The organism is Marinobacter excellens LAMA 842, assembly GCF_001574445.1.
GTDB lineage: Bacteria > Pseudomonadota > Gammaproteobacteria > Pseudomonadales > Oleiphilaceae > Marinobacter > Marinobacter shengliensis.
Genome location: NZ_LOCO01000007.1, coordinates 138368 through 154867, shown reverse-complemented (window position 1 = coordinate 154867; position 16500 = coordinate 138368). Strand labels below are relative to the sequence as shown.

The 16500-nt window shown below is 58.6% G+C and carries 14 protein-coding genes and 2 tRNA genes; 10 read left to right on the top strand and 6 right to left on the bottom strand.

Going from position 1 to position 16500, the window contains the following annotated elements:
* Window positions 1–2787: insulinase family protein (locus J122_RS08775; RefSeq protein ID WP_061331892.1), on the bottom strand; the 2787-nt coding region annotated here is incomplete at its 3' end.
* A 100-nt stretch (window positions 2788–2887) separates the two neighbouring features.
* Between J122_RS08775 and J122_RS08770 the strand changes: the two genes are divergently transcribed.
* From J122_RS08770 to J122_RS08760, 3 genes are all read left to right on the top strand, one after another.
* The gene (locus tag J122_RS08770; RefSeq protein WP_061331891.1) at window positions 2888–3343 is read left to right on the top strand and encodes a hypothetical protein; all 456 of its coding nucleotides are present in this window, start codon (window positions 2888–2890) and stop codon (window positions 3341–3343) included.
* 114 nt (window positions 3344–3457) lie between these two features.
* Window positions 3458–4777 (top strand): PEGA domain-containing protein, encoded by a 1320-nt coding sequence (locus tag J122_RS08765; protein ID WP_061331890.1) that lies wholly within the window; start codon window positions 3458–3460, stop codon window positions 4775–4777.
* Window positions 4778–4828: 51 nt separating this feature from the next.
* Window positions 4829–5926 (top strand): response regulator, encoded by a 1098-nt coding sequence (locus J122_RS08760; protein ID WP_061331889.1) that lies wholly within the window; start codon window positions 4829–4831, stop codon window positions 5924–5926.
* Here the strand turns inward: J122_RS08760 and J122_RS08755 are convergent.
* Window positions 5909–6451, bottom strand: coding sequence for an NTP transferase domain-containing protein (locus J122_RS08755; RefSeq protein WP_082780543.1), 543 nt, complete (start codon window positions 6449–6451; stop codon window positions 5909–5911). The two genes, J122_RS08760 and J122_RS08755, sit on opposite strands and share 18 nt — an antisense overlap.
* Before the next feature lie 183 nt (window positions 6452–6634).
* Here J122_RS08755 and J122_RS08750 point away from each other — a divergent pair, with 183 nt between their 5' ends.
* Entirely contained in the window at window positions 6635–7489 is an 855-nt protein-coding gene (locus J122_RS08750) for a 6-pyruvoyl trahydropterin synthase family protein (RefSeq protein ID WP_061331887.1), read from the top strand.
* Window positions 7490–7815: 326 nt separating this feature from the next.
* On the opposite strand, the gene J122_RS08745 is transcribed toward J122_RS08750, so the two are convergent.
* The 3 genes from J122_RS08745 to gltX form a co-directional block, all read right to left on the bottom strand.
* A tRNA-Glu gene (locus J122_RS08745) sits at window positions 7816–7891 on the bottom strand.
* Window positions 7892–7898: 7 nt separating this feature from the next.
* Window positions 7899–7974 (bottom strand) — tRNA-Ala (locus J122_RS08740).
* A 116-nt stretch (window positions 7975–8090) separates the two neighbouring features.
* A complete protein-coding gene (gene gltX / locus J122_RS08735; RefSeq protein ID WP_061331886.1) occupies window positions 8091–9572 on the bottom strand; it encodes a glutamate--tRNA ligase in 1482 nt (493 codons plus the stop codon).
* Window positions 9573–9717: 145 nt separating this feature from the next.
* Here gltX and J122_RS08730 point away from each other — a divergent pair, with 145 nt between their 5' ends.
* The 4 genes from J122_RS08730 to J122_RS08715 all read left to right on the top strand — a co-directional run bounded on the left by J122_RS08730 (window position 9718) and on the right by J122_RS08715 (window position 13877).
* Window positions 9718–10680 (top strand): zinc ABC transporter substrate-binding protein, encoded by a 963-nt coding sequence (locus tag J122_RS08730; RefSeq protein ID WP_061331885.1) that lies wholly within the window; start codon window positions 9718–9720, stop codon window positions 10678–10680.
* Between the two features lie 290 nt (window positions 10681–10970).
* Window positions 10971–11357 carry a nucleoside diphosphate kinase regulator gene (gene rnk / locus J122_RS08725; RefSeq protein ID WP_058090393.1) on the top strand — a complete coding sequence of 129 codons (387 nt, stop codon included), beginning with the start codon at window positions 10971–10973 and terminating at the stop codon, window positions 11355–11357.
* A gap of 103 nt (window positions 11358–11460) precedes the next feature.
* Window positions 11461–12636, top strand: a complete 1176-nt coding sequence (locus tag J122_RS08720; RefSeq protein WP_061331884.1) for a cytochrome P450 — start codon at window positions 11461–11463, stop codon at window positions 12634–12636.
* Window positions 12637–12704: 68 nt separating this feature from the next.
* Window positions 12705–13877, top strand: a complete 1173-nt coding sequence (locus tag J122_RS08715) for a trans-sulfuration enzyme family protein (RefSeq protein ID WP_061331883.1) — start codon at window positions 12705–12707, stop codon at window positions 13875–13877.
* A gap of 68 nt (window positions 13878–13945) precedes the next feature.
* Here J122_RS08715 and J122_RS08710 read toward each other — a convergent pair whose 3' ends face one another.
* Window positions 13946–14971, bottom strand: a complete 1026-nt coding sequence (locus J122_RS08710; RefSeq protein WP_061331882.1) for an AraC family transcriptional regulator — start codon at window positions 14969–14971, stop codon at window positions 13946–13948.
* A 147-nt stretch (window positions 14972–15118) separates the two neighbouring features.
* Between J122_RS08710 and J122_RS08705 the strand changes: the two genes are divergently transcribed.
* Together J122_RS08705 and J122_RS08700 are read left to right on the top strand one after the other, a co-directional pair.
* Window positions 15119–15997 (top strand): fatty acid desaturase family protein, encoded by an 879-nt coding sequence (locus J122_RS08705; protein ID WP_061331881.1) that lies wholly within the window; start codon window positions 15119–15121, stop codon window positions 15995–15997.
* Window positions 15998–16113: 116 nt separating this feature from the next.
* Window positions 16114–16491 (top strand): hypothetical protein, encoded by a 378-nt coding sequence (locus tag J122_RS08700; protein ID WP_061331880.1) that lies wholly within the window; start codon window positions 16114–16116, stop codon window positions 16489–16491.
* Window positions 16492–16500: the final 9 nt, after the last annotated feature.

Genomic DNA, 16500 nt, shown 5'->3' with positions numbered 1-16500 from the left:
CACTCGCTCCCGGAACCGGGCGCGCTGCTCCGGCGTGCGGCCAAACAGCTTGTTATGGAACGCGTGGCGAGCGGCACCGGCGGGTGACCGCGGGCGGTCCAACTGGCCGATAACACCAAGGATGGCCTCTTCAAGGGACTGGGCGTCGTGGTTTTCCATGCGCAGCCAGTTCAGAGCACCGTCGAAGTCATCAAGGGTTTCCGCCAGCCTCGGGTCTCGGTACGAGAAGAAACGGAATACGCCATTGACACTGTCCTGGCCGGCACCGCCACCATAGGCACCGCCCTTTTCCCGGATAGCACGATGCAGGAAGCCATTGCGCAGGAAACCTCCCAGAACCGTCAGCGCGGCAGCATCCGGATGGTCCACCGCAACGGTGCTGTAGGCCTTGGCACAGAAATTCACCTGCGTTGACGTCAACCAGGCCTCACGGGTGCTGTAATTGACCGGTGCCATGGCCCAGGCATCGCCCGTCCGGCCGGAATCACCCTGCCAGCAGGATTTGAGGTCATCCAGCATAGGCGCCAACTGGCCATCCTCGCCAATCAACAGGAACTGCCGGTGCTGGTTGCGGATTTTGTCGTGCAGCGCCGCCAGGCTGGCACAGAATTCAGCCAGGGCTTGGTCATCCTTCAGGGATTTATCCAGCTCTTTGGTGCCACGGATACCCGCCAGGCCACCCAAACGGAAGGTCAGCCAGGAGCCGGCACTCAACCCTTGAGCCGCAGCGCCCATGGCCAGAGCGTGGCCACTGCCAGTCACGGCCTGCTCACGGCGCGCCCGCACCTGCGCAATAATCTCGCGGATACGCTCTTTCTCATCAAACCGGACGCCGGTGTATACATCCTTCAGTAACTGGGTAAGGGCCTTGCTGTTGCGGGCCAGGGCCTTGCCGCTGAAAATCAGGTAGCCGGACACGTCCTGGACATCATCAATACGCCCCTTGGCGCTGAATGAGGCACCAATGCCGCCGGATTCCGCGGAAATCCTGTCTTGCATCTGCAGGTAATCCAGTTCACCACAACCCACTTCGGAAACGAGGGTGGTGTAGTAAGGCAGCAGCAACAGCTCCTGCTCCGACAACGCCGGTACCGGCAATACAACCTGCTGGTACACCAGGCCATTGGTGCCCCGGGAATACACGGTTGCTCCGATGTCGGCATCATAGCTGCCCTCTGGCTCGGGCATCTGCAAAGGTACATCGTCCAGGCCAACCTTTGGCAGAATGGAATCGTCATCTTTACGCAACTGGCGTTGTTCCAGAGCCTGGGCACGCTCCACAATTGCCTTCACCTCTTCCTCAGTCAGGCTGGCCTTACGGCGTGCCAGCGCTTCACGGATGGCCTGCTGGTGATGACTCTCCAGCTTTTCATCCGGGCGCAGGGTCAGGGTCACCCGGTGAGGGTTATCCAGCAGCTTGCGGCGAATCAGGCCCGGCACGTAGTCCGGATCTTTGATTTTCTCACGCAGGGTGGCCAGCACCGGCTCCAGATCCAGCAGCTCCACCGGGTCACCGCCGTGCACCATCGGCGCAATGGCGCTCATGATCAGCTGCAAACCGTAGGGGAAGCTGTCACCGGCAATCTCGCGCTGATGCAGTTCCAGCTGGTGAAGAATGGCCTCCAGGCGATCCTGGCTGATGCCCTCTTCCACCACGTTCTGCAACGTGGTTTCTACCAGGGTCTCCAGATCTGCGCGTTTCTCTGGCTCGCTACCTTCAATGCCGCAAACAAAGGTCATTTCCCGGTTGGAATCTTCCAGGCCACACATGGGTGACGGCGCGTGGCCAATACCGGTAGTTTCCAGGGCCCGCATCAGCGGCGAGGCACTGTTTTCCAGCAATACGGCAGACAACAACTGGCCTTCCAGGTTTTCCTGCAGGTCAAAGCTGTGGCCCAGCAACCAGCCCATCACAATGTGTGTTTTGTTCTCTGTGCCTTCGCCGTCATTGACCGCATAGCCCTGCTCTACCCGCAGCGGCGCGAACATGCGCTTCTCGTCGTGTACCGGCAGCTCGATTTCCAGCCGATCAAACCGCTTGAGCGCCAGCTCCTCGAACTTTTCATGGTGCTCCCGGGCGGGAATATTGCCATAGGTAGCAAAAATGGCGTTGCTCGGGTGGTAATGATGCTTATAGAACTTCACCAGGTCATCGTAGGTCAGATCAACAATATGATCCGGCTCACCGCCACTGTTGTAGTGGTAGGTGGTGGTCGGGAACAGGTGGCTGGTGAGGTTCTGCCACAACTGGGAGGTAGGCGCACTCATGGCACCTTTCATCTCGTTGTAGACCACGCCGCGGTATACCAGGTCGCTGCTTGGGTCGTCCGGTTTGTCGAATTCCAGACGATGGCCTTCCTGGGCAAAATCCAGCGGGTCCAGCTTTGAGAAAAACACCGAATCCAGGTACACCGACAGCAGGTTGTCAAAGTCCTTGCGGTTCATGCTGGCAAACGGATAGGCGGTCCAGTCGCTGCTGGTGAAGGCGTTCATAAAGGTGTTCAAAGAACGCCGGATCATCATGAAAAACGGATCGCGGACCGGATAACGTTCGCTACCACACAGCGCCGTGTGCTCAAGAATATGAGCCACCCCGGTGGAATCCATCGGGAAGGTACGCAGCGCCACAAAAAAGACGTTCTCGTCGTTGTCCGCCGCCAGGTGAAGGTGGCGGGCGCCGGTTTTCTTATGGCGATATTCCTCAACCTCAAGGTTCAGCGTGTTGATCCGGTGACTGCGAAGTTTCTCGAAGGCCGGGTGAATTGCGTTATCGGTCGCTGCAGCCATTAAGACAATCCTGTGTATTGAACAATTGGAGAATTACAGGGTAACACGTAGTATCAGATATGATGCACGGAACGGACTCAACAAGGTAGCCTGCCGCATTATGACAGACCGCACCCCCAAGCATATCGACGCCCCGGAAGTAGCCGCCTGGTGGGCGGAAAGACGCCAGTACCTGGAGCGAATCCGCAAGGTACCGGAAATAAGACAGCGCTTCTGGCGAGAAGTTGCCATTTACCTGCTGCGCCGCCTGCTATGGTCGTTCGGGTTCTTCCCGATTTTCATCGCTTTCTGGCTACCGTTCGTTCTGTCCAGTTTTAATCCGGTGGTGATGGCGTCGGATATGATCCCCCTGCTGCAAGGGTTTGTGAATTCGAACCCTGAACAACAGGCCACCACCATCAGCACCTTGACCATTGCCTGGCTGTCGATCGGTTCTTTCTTCCTGGTTTTCGATTTCGTGCTGACGCCATTTCGGTCACCGTATCAATACGAAGCCGATGTGTACATGAAGTCCTGGGAGCAGCTCAATCATGACCAGCTTCCGGACAAAATGTGATTTGGCCAGCATTCTGGCTAACTTCAGACACTTTCTGTTACATAACGTTGCAGACAGTGGGTAAGATGAAACCATAAGAAAGTATCCGGTAAGTTTGGATCACGAGGTTTCGTCATGGTCGATTTCAGACCACTACTGTTCGTAAACGCCCTTGCGTTAATGCTCCTGGTTACCGCCGGCTTTGCCTCGGTTAGAAAAGACGTGCCCGAGGTAACCGTTCCCGGCGTGACCGAAACCATAGCCGCGGCGGCGGAGCCGGTCTTGGCACCAGAGCCACGGCCAGCGCCGGCACCTGCCTTACCGGAACCCGAACAGCCCTCGCAACCGGTATCTGAAACCGCCAGCGCCACACCCTTCACCCTGCCCCCCATGCCGGAACAGCCGGAGATGGTTGCCGTGGCAGAGCCGGTTTCAGCCATCAACACCCGGCTGGACACTCCTCTGGCTGAACGCCCGGTTCAGCAATCAACCCCGGAACAGGCAAAAGAGCCGCCGCCACCGAGCACTGGCAAACTGGTCTTGCGCTCCAATGTGGTGGGCGACCAGGTCACGATTAACGGCAAGACTTATGGCGCCACCCGGCTTGATCTGGAACTGAAGCCTGGGCGCTATGACGTAACCATCGAAAAACCCGGTTACCAACCCTGGACCGACACCGTTGCACTGACCGCAGGCCAGGAGCTGACACTGGTGGGCCGCCTGGAAACCTACACCACGGTCAATTATCGCAACGGCGAATGGGTTGGTGGCGTAAGAACCGGCGACGGCACCTGGCAGGATGAGGCCGGCCTTCGCTACGAAGGACACTTTGTGGACGGCAAGTTCCACGGCACCGGTAAGGCCTGGTACCCCGACGGCAGCCGTTACGAAGGCGACTGGGACAATGGCGAGCGCCACGGTGAAGGCCAATGGCGCAGCGCTGATGGCTCCGCCTATACCGGTCAGTTCGAACGGGATCAGTTCCACGGCAAAGGCACCCTGACCCTGGACAACGGCGACATCCTCACCGGCAACTGGAGCCGCGGCCGCATGAATGGACATGGCTCGCTCACCACTGCTGATGGCATGCTTTACGTTGGTGGCTTCCGCAACGACGAATTCCATGGCCAGGGCGCCCTGACCTACCCGGACGGCCGCTCCTATGAGGGCGAATTCTCCAACGGCGAATTCCATGGCAAGGGCTCAGAAGTGTTTGCCGACGGCAAGAAGTACGACGGCCAGTACATAGAAGGCAGATTCCATGGAAGGGGCCTGCTGCGCAACCCGAACGGCAGTTCGATAGAAGCTACGTTCCGGCATGGCGAACCCTACGGACAGGTGCGCCTGACCACTGCGGCTGGCGAAGTCTTTACCGCCCGCACCACAGAACCCGGTGTGTGTTATCGGGACAAGAGTTATCGGGCAACGCAATGCCCGCAACTGGAAGGCTGGTAACCACCCGGCCGCAGTAACCACGTGTTTGCAGTAACAGGTTGAGGTAGTGACATGGCAATCAAAAACGCTCTGCTGGTGGACGACTCTAAAGTAGCAAGATTTGCGCTCAGCAAACTGCTTGAGGGTCGGGACATGGAAGTAAACATGGCGGGCTCTGCCGAGGAAGCACTGGACTTCCTGAAAAGCCATGATCGCCCGGACGTGATCTTTATGGACCACCTGATGCCCGGCATGAACGGCGTTGAGGCCACCAAAGCCATCAAGGGGAACCCGGATACCGCCGGCATCCCCATCATCATGTGCACCTCGAAGAAGTCCTCCTCGTTTGTGGAAGAGGCCCGCAATTTCGGGGTGTACAACATCCTGACCAAACCCCCGCAAACCGATGGCCTCAGCCTGGTTCTGGACCAGTTGGCCAGTGACGTGGAACAGGGAACACTGCCGCCCACGGTTACCACCGCAAACGACGCCGAATTGCCGGATACTGAAGACGAACTGTTGCACATACCCACAGATGCCTCAGTGGAGATGTCACCGAAAGGCGAACTCGGCGCTAACGGACATACCACCCCGAACGTGGTGCCACTGACCAGCGATTTGATCGAGCAGATTGCCCGTTCTGCGGTAAAAACCCACATCAACAACCGCCTGCACGAACTGCTCAGTGACCTGTTTGACGAGCAGTTTGACCACCTGAAGCGGGCCCTGGACGAGAATCGGAGCAAACAGGACGCGGCCATTGAAGAACGGCTGAACGAACTCACCAAGCTGCTGGATGACCGCACCCGCAACCTTCGGGATGACGTTGCCGCCGAGGTCAACCTGAGCCTGAGCCAGGAACTGGCCCGGCTGAAGAAGGAACTGTCGAAAAACGCCGGCTTCACCGCTGAGCACATGGCAGAGCTGAAAGACCACATCACCAGCGTTCAGACCATCGACACCGAGTTCTGGCAGACCCTGCAGTCTGAGGCCATTCAGCAGGCCCACGAAATCTCCCGTGAAACCGCCGAAGACATTGCCCAGCGCACCATTGATCTGTATGTATCGCAACAGCGCTCTGCCAACTCCCGCATCTACACGCTGGGACTGGCGGTCAGCCTTGGCATATTCACTGTGGGTATTGCCTGGCTGTCAGGTTTGTTCGGCTAATAACCGCCTGACTTCCTGCCAACTTTCCGGGGTGTCAACATCCGGTTGCACCCCGGCAATATCAATGGCTCCAGCGCCTGAACGATTCAGTACCCGCCCCGCCCCGGCGTCCCCCGTCAGAGCCACCACTTGCGGCCACAATGAACGGGGTATCCAGGCAGGCACCCCCACACGATCCCCGTAACTCGCTCCCCATGGCCGCTCGGGCTCAGCGCGGGCCTGCGCTGCCAGCTGTTTCAACCCTTCGGGCGCCAGCAGCGGCTGATCTGCCAAGACCACAAACACACCCAGAGCCTGCCGCCCCAGTTGATGGATACCCGCCGCCAGTGATCCGGCCAGTCCTTGCGACCAATCCGGATGATAGATCCAGGCGCCCGGCTGCAGCGCGCAGCGGTATCTAACCAGGGGGTAACCACAACCGGCCACTACCCTGACCTGTCGGGACAACAACCGAGCCTGCCCAACGGCCCTGGACAACAACGATTCACCACCCGGCAGCATCAGGAGTTGCTTCGTGCACCCCATCCGTGAGGCTCGCCCAGCGGCCAGCACCAATGCCGGAAACTGCTGATCGTGGGAAACATCGTTGCTGGTTAAGATATCGTTCTCCTTGGTATGCGGGAATCCAGGCAAGCCGCAGTAAACTGCTGAATCACCCGATTTTTGCTAGAATTCCGCCACCATGCAACCAAATCAGCCGGACCACCCATGAACCACCTCTTTGTCGACAACATCACCGTGATTGACTTTGCCTACCTGGACCCAGCTCGGGGCCTTGTGGGTGAAAGCTGGATTACAGACGTAGTCCTGGGCGGTGAACTGGACGACCAGGGTATGGTGTTCGATTTCAGCCTGGTAAAACGCACCATCAAGCGGGTAATCGATGAACGGGTCGATCACCGATTGGTGATTCCACGTGGCTATGAAGGCCTGAATTGGGACGAAGAGACACCAGATGCTTTCATTTGGAACCTGACCGATGGCAGCCGCATACAACATCGCTCCCCCGACGAAGCCGTGGTGTGGCTGTCATCTGACCGGGTAGTACCGTCTGCCGTGGCGGCCCTGCTGGAAAAAGAACTGAAAGCCGTTCTGCCTGGCAACGTTACGTCGGTTGAAATCAACCTGAGGGAAGATGTGATCGAAGGCGCATACTACCACTACGTACACGGCCTGAAGAAGCACCTGGGCAACTGCCAGCGCATTGCCCACGGCCACCGATCCCCCATCCGCATAGACCGTAACGGCCACCGGGACTACGACCTGGAAAACCGTTGGGCCAGGTTGTGGAAGGATATCTATGTTGGCACCGAAGAAGACGTGACCCGGCGCTTTGTTGGCGAAGACGGCGTGGGCTACATCACCTTCGAATACGAAGCCAACCAGGGCGAATTCGCCCTAACCCTGCCGGAAAGCCGCGTCTACATGCTCGACACCGACACCACCGTGGAACTCATTGCTGCCCACATCGCCGACAAACTCAAGGCAGAGTTTCCGGAAGACGAGATTCGGGTGAAGGCTTATGAGGGGGTTGGTAAGGGGGCGATTGCCAACCGGGTCTGACCCCGAACGGGGTCTGACCCACCTTTGCCCGTCTTGAGCATCACATCAGAACCAATGGGTTTTCAGGGGTCAGTCCCCCCATGGGGACTGACTCTTTTTATGGCACCAAACCTGAAGGCTACAAAGGGGTCTGTCCCTGCGGGACTGACCCCACCCTTCTGCCGGCGGCGGTCTGCTTATCCCATGGGTTCTGGTGTGGTGCTCAAGACGGGCAAAGGTGGGTCAGTCCCCATGCGGGGACAGACCCTTCAAGACCCGGAAACAAAAAAACCGCCCGAAGGCGGTTTTTTTATGGCTATCCGGTGGACTAAACCGTCAAGCCGAATTGGCGTCCCCTAGGGGGTTCGAACCCCTGTTGCCGCCGTGAAAGGGCGGAGTCCTAGGCCACTAGACGAAGGGGACTAGAAATTGGTGGAGCCAAGCGGGATCGAACCGCTGACCTCAACACTGCCAGTGTTGCGCTCTCCCAGCTGAGCTATGGCCCCTCAACGGATGCGTATATTAAGGATCCGCCCTTGGGGCGTCAACACCCGATTCCGCTTTTTTTAAAGTTTTTTGAACATCCCTGTTCGCGTCGTTCAATTAACCAACAAACCGCTCATCAAATGCCCAGGGCGGCGTATTCCTTCTCAACTTTCTTGGTTTCTTTCTTGGAAAAGCCGCCCATCACATCCAGTGCATGGCGCAAACGGGAGCGGGTCATGTCCGGGCCAAGCAGGGCCATGGAGTCCATCACCGACCAGGAATTCGGGGTTCCCGCAATGGCCACGAAGATCGGGAACATGAAATCCCCCATCTTGAGTTCCAGGGCTTTCGCCAGGGCCTTGATGTCAGCAAAGATGGTGTCCTTGCTCCAGTGGCGCTGGGCCTCCAGCTTCCACAGGGCGAACTGTAGCACCCGCTTGACCTGGCTTTCATCCAGCTTGTTATGGGCAAAGTCTTCTGGCTTCAGGTTCAGCATGCCGCTGAACATAAACTGGGCCATGGGCGCTACATCAGAGAACACCTCTGCCCTGCCCTTGATATGCGGCACCAGCGCTTGCAGGTCGTCGCGATTGAACCACCACTGGTGCATGCGCTCCATGAACTGCTCGTCGCTCAGCTCGTCACGAATCCACTGGCCGTTCAGCCAACGCAGCTTTTCCACATCAAACACAGGACCGCCGAGGGATACCCGCTGGATGTCGAAGTTCTCGATCATCTCATCCAGGGTGAACTTCTCACGCTCATCCGGCATGGACCAGCCCATCCGGCCCAGATAGTTGGTGACCGCCTCCGGCAGAAAGCCCATGCGCTCATAGAAGTTGATGCTGGTGGGGTTCTTGCGCTTCGACAACTTGCTCTTGTCCGGGTTACGCAGCAGCGGCAAGTGGCACAGCTCCGGCATATCCCAGCCAAAGTACTGGTACAGCAGCTTGTGCTTGGGCGCAGAGTTAATCCACTCCTCGCCGCGCAGCACATGGGTAATGCCCATCAGGTGGTCATCCACCACGTTGGCTAGATGGTACGTAGGCATGCCGTCGGATTTCAGCAGAATCTGGCAATCCACCTGGGCCCAGTCGATCTCGATGGTGCCCCGGAGCATATCCTGGATCTCGCACACGCCTTCATCCGGCACTTTCATGCGGATAACGTACGGATCACCAGCATCCAGGCGGCGCTTCACTTCTTCCTGGGGCAGCTCCAGGTCACCTTTGATGCCCGGGTTAAGCCCCTGGGCCTTTCGCTCTTCGCGAATGGCATCCAGCTCTTCCGGGGTGCGGAAGCAATAGAAAGCGTGGCCGGCCGTCACCAGGTCTTCCGCGTACTGACCGTACATGTGCTTACGCTCAGACTGGCGATAGGGGCCGTGTGGGCCACCCACATCGGGGCCCTCATCCCAGTTCAGACCCAGCCAGCGCAGCGCCTTGAGAATATCCTGCTCGGATTCGGCCGTGCTGCGGGCCTGGTCGGTATCTTCAATGCGCAGAATGAATTGACCACCGTGCTGGCGAGCAAAGCACAGATTAAACAGGGCCACGTAGGCGGTACCAACGTGGGGGTCGCCAGTGGGCGACGGGGCAATTCGGGTGCGTACAGTCATGAAACCATCCTGAAAATAACTGACCAGTGAATAAAGCCGGCATTATAGCGGCCATGGCTGGTTTTCGCATGATCCGGTTTTGCACCACGCACCTGAAGTGTAATATTATAACGTATCGCAAAACCCATCAGGACAGTCCTTCACCATGCAGATCAAAGCGTCTTACCTTGCACTCGGGCTGAGTGCCCTGGTTGCCTCGACTCCAGTCGCAGCAGCCAACATTGTCACCTCCATCAAACCACTGGAACTGATCGTCAAGGCGGTGGCCGGTGACGACGCCAAGGTAACCACCCTGGTGCCCGCGGGCTCAAGCCCCCACAACTACACCATGAAACCGTCCCAGCGCAGGGCTCTGGAGCAGTCCGATGTGATTTTCTGGGTAGGACCGGAGATGGAAACTTTCCTGAACCGGCTGCTGAGCGGTCGGGAATTCCAGGATCGCGCCATGGCCTTCATGGAAGGACCTGAAACCGATAAGGAAGAGGATCATCACGACCATCATGATGATCACCACGGCCACCACGATCATCATGACGATCATGGCCACCAGGAAGACGCGCATGCCCATCATCACCACCATGACCATGGCGACGGCGAAGACCCCCACATCTGGATTGATCCTGCGCTGGCACTGGAGATGGCAAAAGACGTTCGTACCAGGCTAGCCACTCTGGACGGCATGAGTGCCGACCAACTTGATGCCAACCTGGCGCGGTTTGAAGAAAGCCTGGCCAAGGCTGAGCAGGACATTCGCGCGCGACTCAGCGGCGCAAAGAATATCAGCCTGTTCGCCTACCACGACGCCTTCACCCGTTTTGCTGAGCATTACGGCCTGACTCTGGACGGCGTACTGACCCTGAACCCGGAATTGTCCCCCGGTGCCAGGCATATCGCCGAAGTTCAACGCAAGCTGCAGCAAGCCAACCAGCCCTGTCTGCTCACGGAACCCCAGTTCAACCGGCAGTGGTGGCGCTCCATCACCGATGGCCTGGATGTCACCTTCAGCACCTGGGACCCGCTGGCCACCGATATTGAAAGCAATGTGGAAGGCTACATCAACTTCCAGTACAGCATCGCCGACGCGGTTACCAACTGCCTGCCAAAATAACCCCACCTGGCTCAGGGCCCGGCCATCCGTATAAACCGGCCGGGCCTCAATTGCACGTTGCTCTTTTCAGACACAGCGGGTAGATTTCAGATTATTGTCTATTCCCGTGTGATGAGTTCATCGTGAACAAACCAAGCACCAGCATTCACACATTCCCTCCGGCACTGCGGTCTTCTCTTGTGAACACCGGCAGGGCTTCTGTCCGTCTCTGATTTCGCTGAATCCCCCCCAACACCTCCCCGGATTCAGCACTTAACCAAACATACCTGAACCTTTTTCCGGAGATTACTATGTCTGATTTACCTGCGATTACTGTTGCCGAAGAAGATTACAACCGCCTCAGCACCCTGCTGGAGCGCATGGCCGGCAAATCCGAAGTGGCTGATGGCCTGGAGGAAGAACTGAGCCGTGCAGACCTCAAGCCGCTGGCAGAGATGCCCGAGGGCGTGGTTACCATGAACTCAATGGTGCGATTTGTAGACGAAGACGCCGGCAAAGAACACGAGATGATGCTGGTATACCCCCACGAAGTGGGTGACGCGGACCACAAGGTGTCTATCCTGGCCCCGGCCGGTGCCGCCATGCTGGGCCTGAGCATTGGCGACAGCATTGAATGGCCAATGAAAGGCCGCAAGCCGATTCACCTGAAAGTTGTCAGCGTTACCCGAAAAGCATAAGCAATTTCCTTTACAAATATCAGCACTTGATATTTCTCCAAAGGCTCGACGGCCTCCGGTGTTAGGCTTCCACCAAGCTAACCGAATAATCCAAGGAGGCCGTATGGCAGAACAGCGTCACCAGGACTGGGACCCCAGAGCCAAAGACGTCCAGCAGAATCAGATCCGGGCCTACGATGACATGCGCCAGACCTGCCCGGTCGCCTGGAGTGACTACCAGCAGTGGACGCTGTTCCGCCACGCCGATGTGATGCGTGTTCTGGAAGACCACGACACCTTCAGCAATGCCGTCTCTGCGCATCTTTCCGTGCCCAACGGTATGGATCCACCCGAGCATACCCCCTACCGCAAAACCATTGAGCCGTACTTCGCCCCGGAACCCATGGCCCATTTTGAGCCTCAATGCCGGGACGTCGCCCGGAGGCTCGTCAATGATCTGCAAAAGAACCAGCCGGTGGATGTGGTCGAAGCCCTCAGCCGCCCATTCGCCCTGAAAATCCAGTGCGCCTTTATGGGCTGGCCCGACAGCCTTCACCAGCCATTGGCGGAGTGGGTAATGAAGAACCACCGGGCAACGCTGGCCCGGGACCGCGCTGCCATGACCGAAGTGGCCGAAGAATTCGACGGCTACATCCGTGATTTGCTGGATAGCCGACGCCAGGCTGGCGAGCAGGCACCGGATGACGTAACGACTCAGCTGATGCAAGAACAGGTCAATGGCAAACCCATGACCGACGAGGAATTAGTCAGCCTGTTACGCAACTGGACCGTAGGCGAGCTGGCCACGATCTCTGCCAGCATCTCCATCCTGACCAACTACCTGGCCCACCACCCGGCCCTGTTCAACGATCTCAAGGCCGCGCCCGGCCAGCTCGCCGACGCCATCGACGAAATCCTGAGGATGGATGCCCCGCTGATCTCCAACCGGCGCATCACCACCCGCGACGTGGAGATCGGCGGCCGCCACATTCCAGCTGGCGAAAAGATCACCCTGCTGTGGGCCTCGGCCAACCGGGATGAAGACACCTTCGGCGCCCCCGACAACTTCTGCCCGCACCAGAACGCCCCGAAGAATCTGCTCTACGGTGCCGGCATCCACATCTGCCCCGGAGCACCGCTGGCGAGGATGGAACTGAGAATTTTCATGGAAGAACTGCTGAAGCAGATTACTGGCATCGAAGTGGTCGGTAGCGACGCCCCTGAGCGGGCCATGTTCCCCACCGGCGGCTTCAACTACCTCCCCCTCCAATTTTTGGGGTCAGACCCCAAGACATTTTGACCGGCTAAATGTAATGTGTGGCGGTATCTGAGTACCGGGGTCTGACCCCAAATTAGACAGGACCGCCCATGACGAAGCCAGATAACCCAGGCCCCGCCACCCGCATCATTCACAACCGCCGCCACAAGGATGCGTTCGGCAGCCCTTACTCGCCGGTGTACAACACCACCACTTACCGGTTCGAGAACACGGCAGCCTTGCTGGATGTGATTGAGAAGCGCACGGAAGGCAACCTGTACACCCGCTGGGGCACCAACCCAAGCATCAATGAGTTGGAACAGGGCCTGGCCGGGCTGGAGAATGCTGAAGCGGCACTGGCGTTCGCTTCTGGCATGGCGGCTATCTCTGCGACTGTTCTGACCCATGGCCGCAGGGGCATTGTGTGCGTGGGTGATTTGTACGGTGGCACTCAGGAGTTGCTGAAAAACCACTGCATGGCGCTGGGTATTGATGTGCAATTCCTGTTCAGGGAAGAGCTGGCGCAGCTGGAAAACCGTTTGGATGTGCCGGGCAAGCTGGTGTATTTCGAGACACCCGCCAACCCGAACCTGGCGCTCCTGGATATTCGCGCCATTGCCGAAATCGCCCACCGCCGCGGTGCCCTGGTGGCGGTGGACAACACCTTCGCCAGCCCCATCAATCAGCAACCGCTGGCACTGGGGGCGGATCTGGTACTGCACAGCGCCAGCAAATATCTGAGTGGCCACAGCGACATCACCGCCGGGGCTCTGATGACTTCAGCCGAACTGGCTAAAGCGGTCGCCGCCTGGCGAAAAAACCTCGGCCAACTGATCGCCCCGGAAACCGCCGCCCTGCTCTCCCGCAGCCTGCGAACCCTGCCGGTACGAATCCGCCAGCACAACGAAAACGCCATGGCGGTGGCCCGCGCTATGGAACAGCACCCGAAAATCACCAAAGTCCACTACCCCGGCCTGCCCTCCTTCGAAGGCCACGAACTGGCCAAACAACAAATGACCGGCTTCGGCGGCATGCTCAGCATTGAAGTGGAAGGCGGCCAGCAAACAGCCGAACGTGTGGCGGATTCCCTGAAAGTCTTCCTCCTGGCCACCAGCCTTGGCGGAGTCGAAAGCCTGGTCAGCCAACCCAGCGCCACAAGCCACCACAGCCTGAGTCGGGAAGAACGCCTTAAACGCGGCATCGGCGACGGCATGCTGCGCCTGTCCGTAGGCCTGGAAGACGCCCAGGATTTAATCGCAGACCTCCACCAGGCCCTGAAATAACCTTTGGGGTCAGACCCCAGGACATTTGGAGGGGTGAAATGTCTTGGGGTCTGACCCCAAAAATGGGTTTAGTCCGGCGTTCTTGGGGTGGCTTTGCGGTATTCGCCGGGGGAGCAGTTCATCCAGCGGCGGAAGGCTCGGGTAAAACTGGCGGTGTCTGTGTAGCCGAGGTGGATGGCGAGTTCGTCCAGTTTCATGGCGCTGTTCTCGAGCAGCTGCAACGCCAGTTGGCGGCGCTCTTCTTCCAACAGCTTGCGAAAACTGGTGCCCTCCTGGTCCAGCTTGCGCCGGAGACTGCGGGGAGACATGGCCAGGGATCTTGCCACCTCATCCAGCGATGCCACCAGCCCCAGTGGACCGAGTAACTGCTGCCGCACCTGTCCGGCAAAGCCTCCAGATTGCCGCCGCTCAAGTTGCTGACGACATTGATGATCAAGCACTTGCACCAGGTGCGGGTCGAAGGTGGGTAGTGGCCGTTCGGCATCGGCCCGCCGGATAACCAAGGCATTGCGCGGCTTGTGAAACGTCAACCTCACGCCGCTCAGCTCCTCAAGGCAGGAGGCATAGGTCAAAGGCTCGCCTTTCAGTTCGATCGCCTGCACATCAAACCCTGCCAGGCTCAGCTCTTTGAACAGATTCAGCCCCGTGGCCAGATCTCGCTCCAGCAAAAACTGGCGCAAATGCCGGGGAACATCGTCAGCATCAAACGCAACGCCGAAGTCATCACCCTCCACGAACGTGGACATCTGGCAGTAGGCGGTGCTGAGTGGCAGGTACCGTAAGGCTAATGCAGTGGCATCCCGCAAGGTACGGCTGGTGCGCAAGGCGAAGCCCCAAATACCGAAGGTCGCCACGTTATACTGCAGGCCAATCCGGAACCCCAGAGCGGGCATGTCTGGCAGCGCCAGAATTACGTTTTCGATCAGCCGCATTTCCTGGGCGCGGGTAATCAGGCCATCCGCAACCTGCAGGTCTTCTTCAGCAATACCGGTACCCAGCAAGCAGGTCTGGCGACCCACACCTTGCCGGGCGGCAAAATTGATCATGACCTGGCTGATGGTGACGGGATGCAGAAGCGTATCGGAGTTAAACATAGCCCGGGAGTATGCCCCGCCGTCGCAAACCCGACAAGCGCACAGAGTGCCAAGGCCATTTATGCCTGTTGATTGGCCGAAGCTGCCCTGTCTGAGCTGGCGCGGCGCGTTTACTGTGGGCATTATGCGAACCAACCGGAGAGCCCGATGACAGAAGACCTGACCACCCTGAACAAGCAGGCCATCGCCGCCGCAAAAAAACACATGGGGGAAGTGGCCTGGCCCACAGTGGCGCTGACCTTTGCCACGGTGGGGGCTTTTGCGCTTACGCTGGCTCTTTTCGCCGCCGGGCTGCTACCCGCTTGGGCCGCCACCCTGCTGATCGGCGCGTTGACGTATTTCTCCTACACCCCACTGCACGAGGCCGTTCACAACAATATCCACGGTGAACACGACCAGCTGACCTGGCTCAACCATCTGTGCGGGTATCTGGTTGCGCCGCTGATTGCCGTGCCCTACCAATCTCACCGGCTGGAGCACTTCACCCATCACCGCTACACCAACCAGCCAGATAAAGACCCGGACTTCCTCATCAGCGGCATGGGCAAGGGGCCCTTCAGCGCCCTGCTGACGGTGCTCAAGTTCCTGTGGGTACAGAACACCTTCTTCGCCCGTCAACATTGGGGCAACGCATCCCGCAAAGAACGGGCCATTTACAGCACAGAACTGATGGTATCCATCGGCTGGCGAGTGGTGTTCCTGGCGCTGGTCAGCCAGAGCGGAGGAGCAGTGGTTGTGCTTCTGGGGTACTTGATTGGCGGCGCCTTCACCGCCTACTGGTTTGCTTACCGGCCGCACCTGCCCTACAAGGAGCCCAAGCGCTACCGCAACACCAACAGCCTGATCATGCCCACCGCTATGAAGCCGCTTGAGTGGTTCTGGCTCGGGCAGAATCTGCATTCCATCCACCATCTGTTTCCCAGAGTGCCCTTCTACCGCTACCACGCACTGCATCGCGAAATAGAACCGGTTCTTCGGGCCCACGGCACCCCCATCATCGGCATCTTCAACCGCCGCCCGCAGTAATAATTTGGGGTCAGACCCCAGCACATTTGAAGGGGCGAAATGTCTTGGGGTCTGACCCCAACTTGAATCCCGGGGGCATTGCCCCAATAATGGAGAAACCTCCCGGGAACATTGCCATGAACAGAAACCTTGCAACACAGTTACCGCCCTGGCGCCGGATGGTGTCCGGCTTTGCCGTGGCTGTGTTTGCGCTGGTTCTTCTTTGTTCGATCACCCAAGCGCACGCTCAGCCGAGCCCGGCGGGCAAGGTTGTTGTCAATCACCTGGACCATCTGGTTGTTGCCAGCCACAACCCGGCGTTGGCGGTGGCAGACACCGGCTCAGCGGAAGACGAGCCCCTCATTGATTCCCCGGAGCACCTGGCCCGGCTTTTTGGCGCTGTGCTCTGGTCGCAGTCCCGCTCTCCGGTACCTGCAGCCGACTACCGCACCGAGCGAGCAGCGTCCCTCGCTGATTTCACCACTCCGCCCCTGCGGGCACCGCCCATCGCCTAATCCTCTGTA

Excerpts from the sequence above, each read along its gene's own strand:
- J122_RS08770 (WP_061331891.1), top strand. The coding sequence starts at position 2,888 with ATGACAGACCGCACCCCCAAGCATATCGACGCCCCGGAAGTAGCCGCC.
- J122_RS08765 (WP_061331890.1), top strand. The coding sequence starts at position 3,458 with ATGGTCGATTTCAGACCACTACTGTTCGTAAACGCCCTTGCGTTAATG.
- J122_RS08760 (WP_061331889.1), top strand. The coding sequence starts at position 4,829 with ATGGCAATCAAAAACGCTCTGCTGGTGGACGACTCTAAAGTAGCAAGA.
- J122_RS08755 (WP_082780543.1), bottom strand. The coding sequence starts at position 6,451 with ATGGGGTGCACGAAGCAACTCCTGATGCTGCCGGGTGGTGAATCGTTG.
- J122_RS08750 (WP_061331887.1), top strand. The coding sequence starts at position 6,635 with ATGAACCACCTCTTTGTCGACAACATCACCGTGATTGACTTTGCCTAC.
- gltX (WP_061331886.1), bottom strand. The coding sequence starts at position 9,572 with ATGACTGTACGCACCCGAATTGCCCCGTCGCCCACTGGCGACCCCCAC.
- J122_RS08730 (WP_061331885.1), top strand. The coding sequence starts at position 9,718 with ATGCAGATCAAAGCGTCTTACCTTGCACTCGGGCTGAGTGCCCTGGTT.
- rnk (WP_058090393.1), top strand. The coding sequence starts at position 10,971 with ATGTCTGATTTACCTGCGATTACTGTTGCCGAAGAAGATTACAACCGC.
- J122_RS08720 (WP_061331884.1), top strand. The coding sequence starts at position 11,461 with ATGGCAGAACAGCGTCACCAGGACTGGGACCCCAGAGCCAAAGACGTC.
- J122_RS08715 (WP_061331883.1), top strand. The coding sequence starts at position 12,705 with ATGACGAAGCCAGATAACCCAGGCCCCGCCACCCGCATCATTCACAAC.
- J122_RS08710 (WP_061331882.1), bottom strand. The coding sequence starts at position 14,971 with ATGTTTAACTCCGATACGCTTCTGCATCCCGTCACCATCAGCCAGGTC.
- J122_RS08705 (WP_061331881.1), top strand. The coding sequence starts at position 15,119 with ATGACAGAAGACCTGACCACCCTGAACAAGCAGGCCATCGCCGCCGCA.
- J122_RS08700 (WP_061331880.1), top strand. The coding sequence starts at position 16,114 with ATGAACAGAAACCTTGCAACACAGTTACCGCCCTGGCGCCGGATGGTG.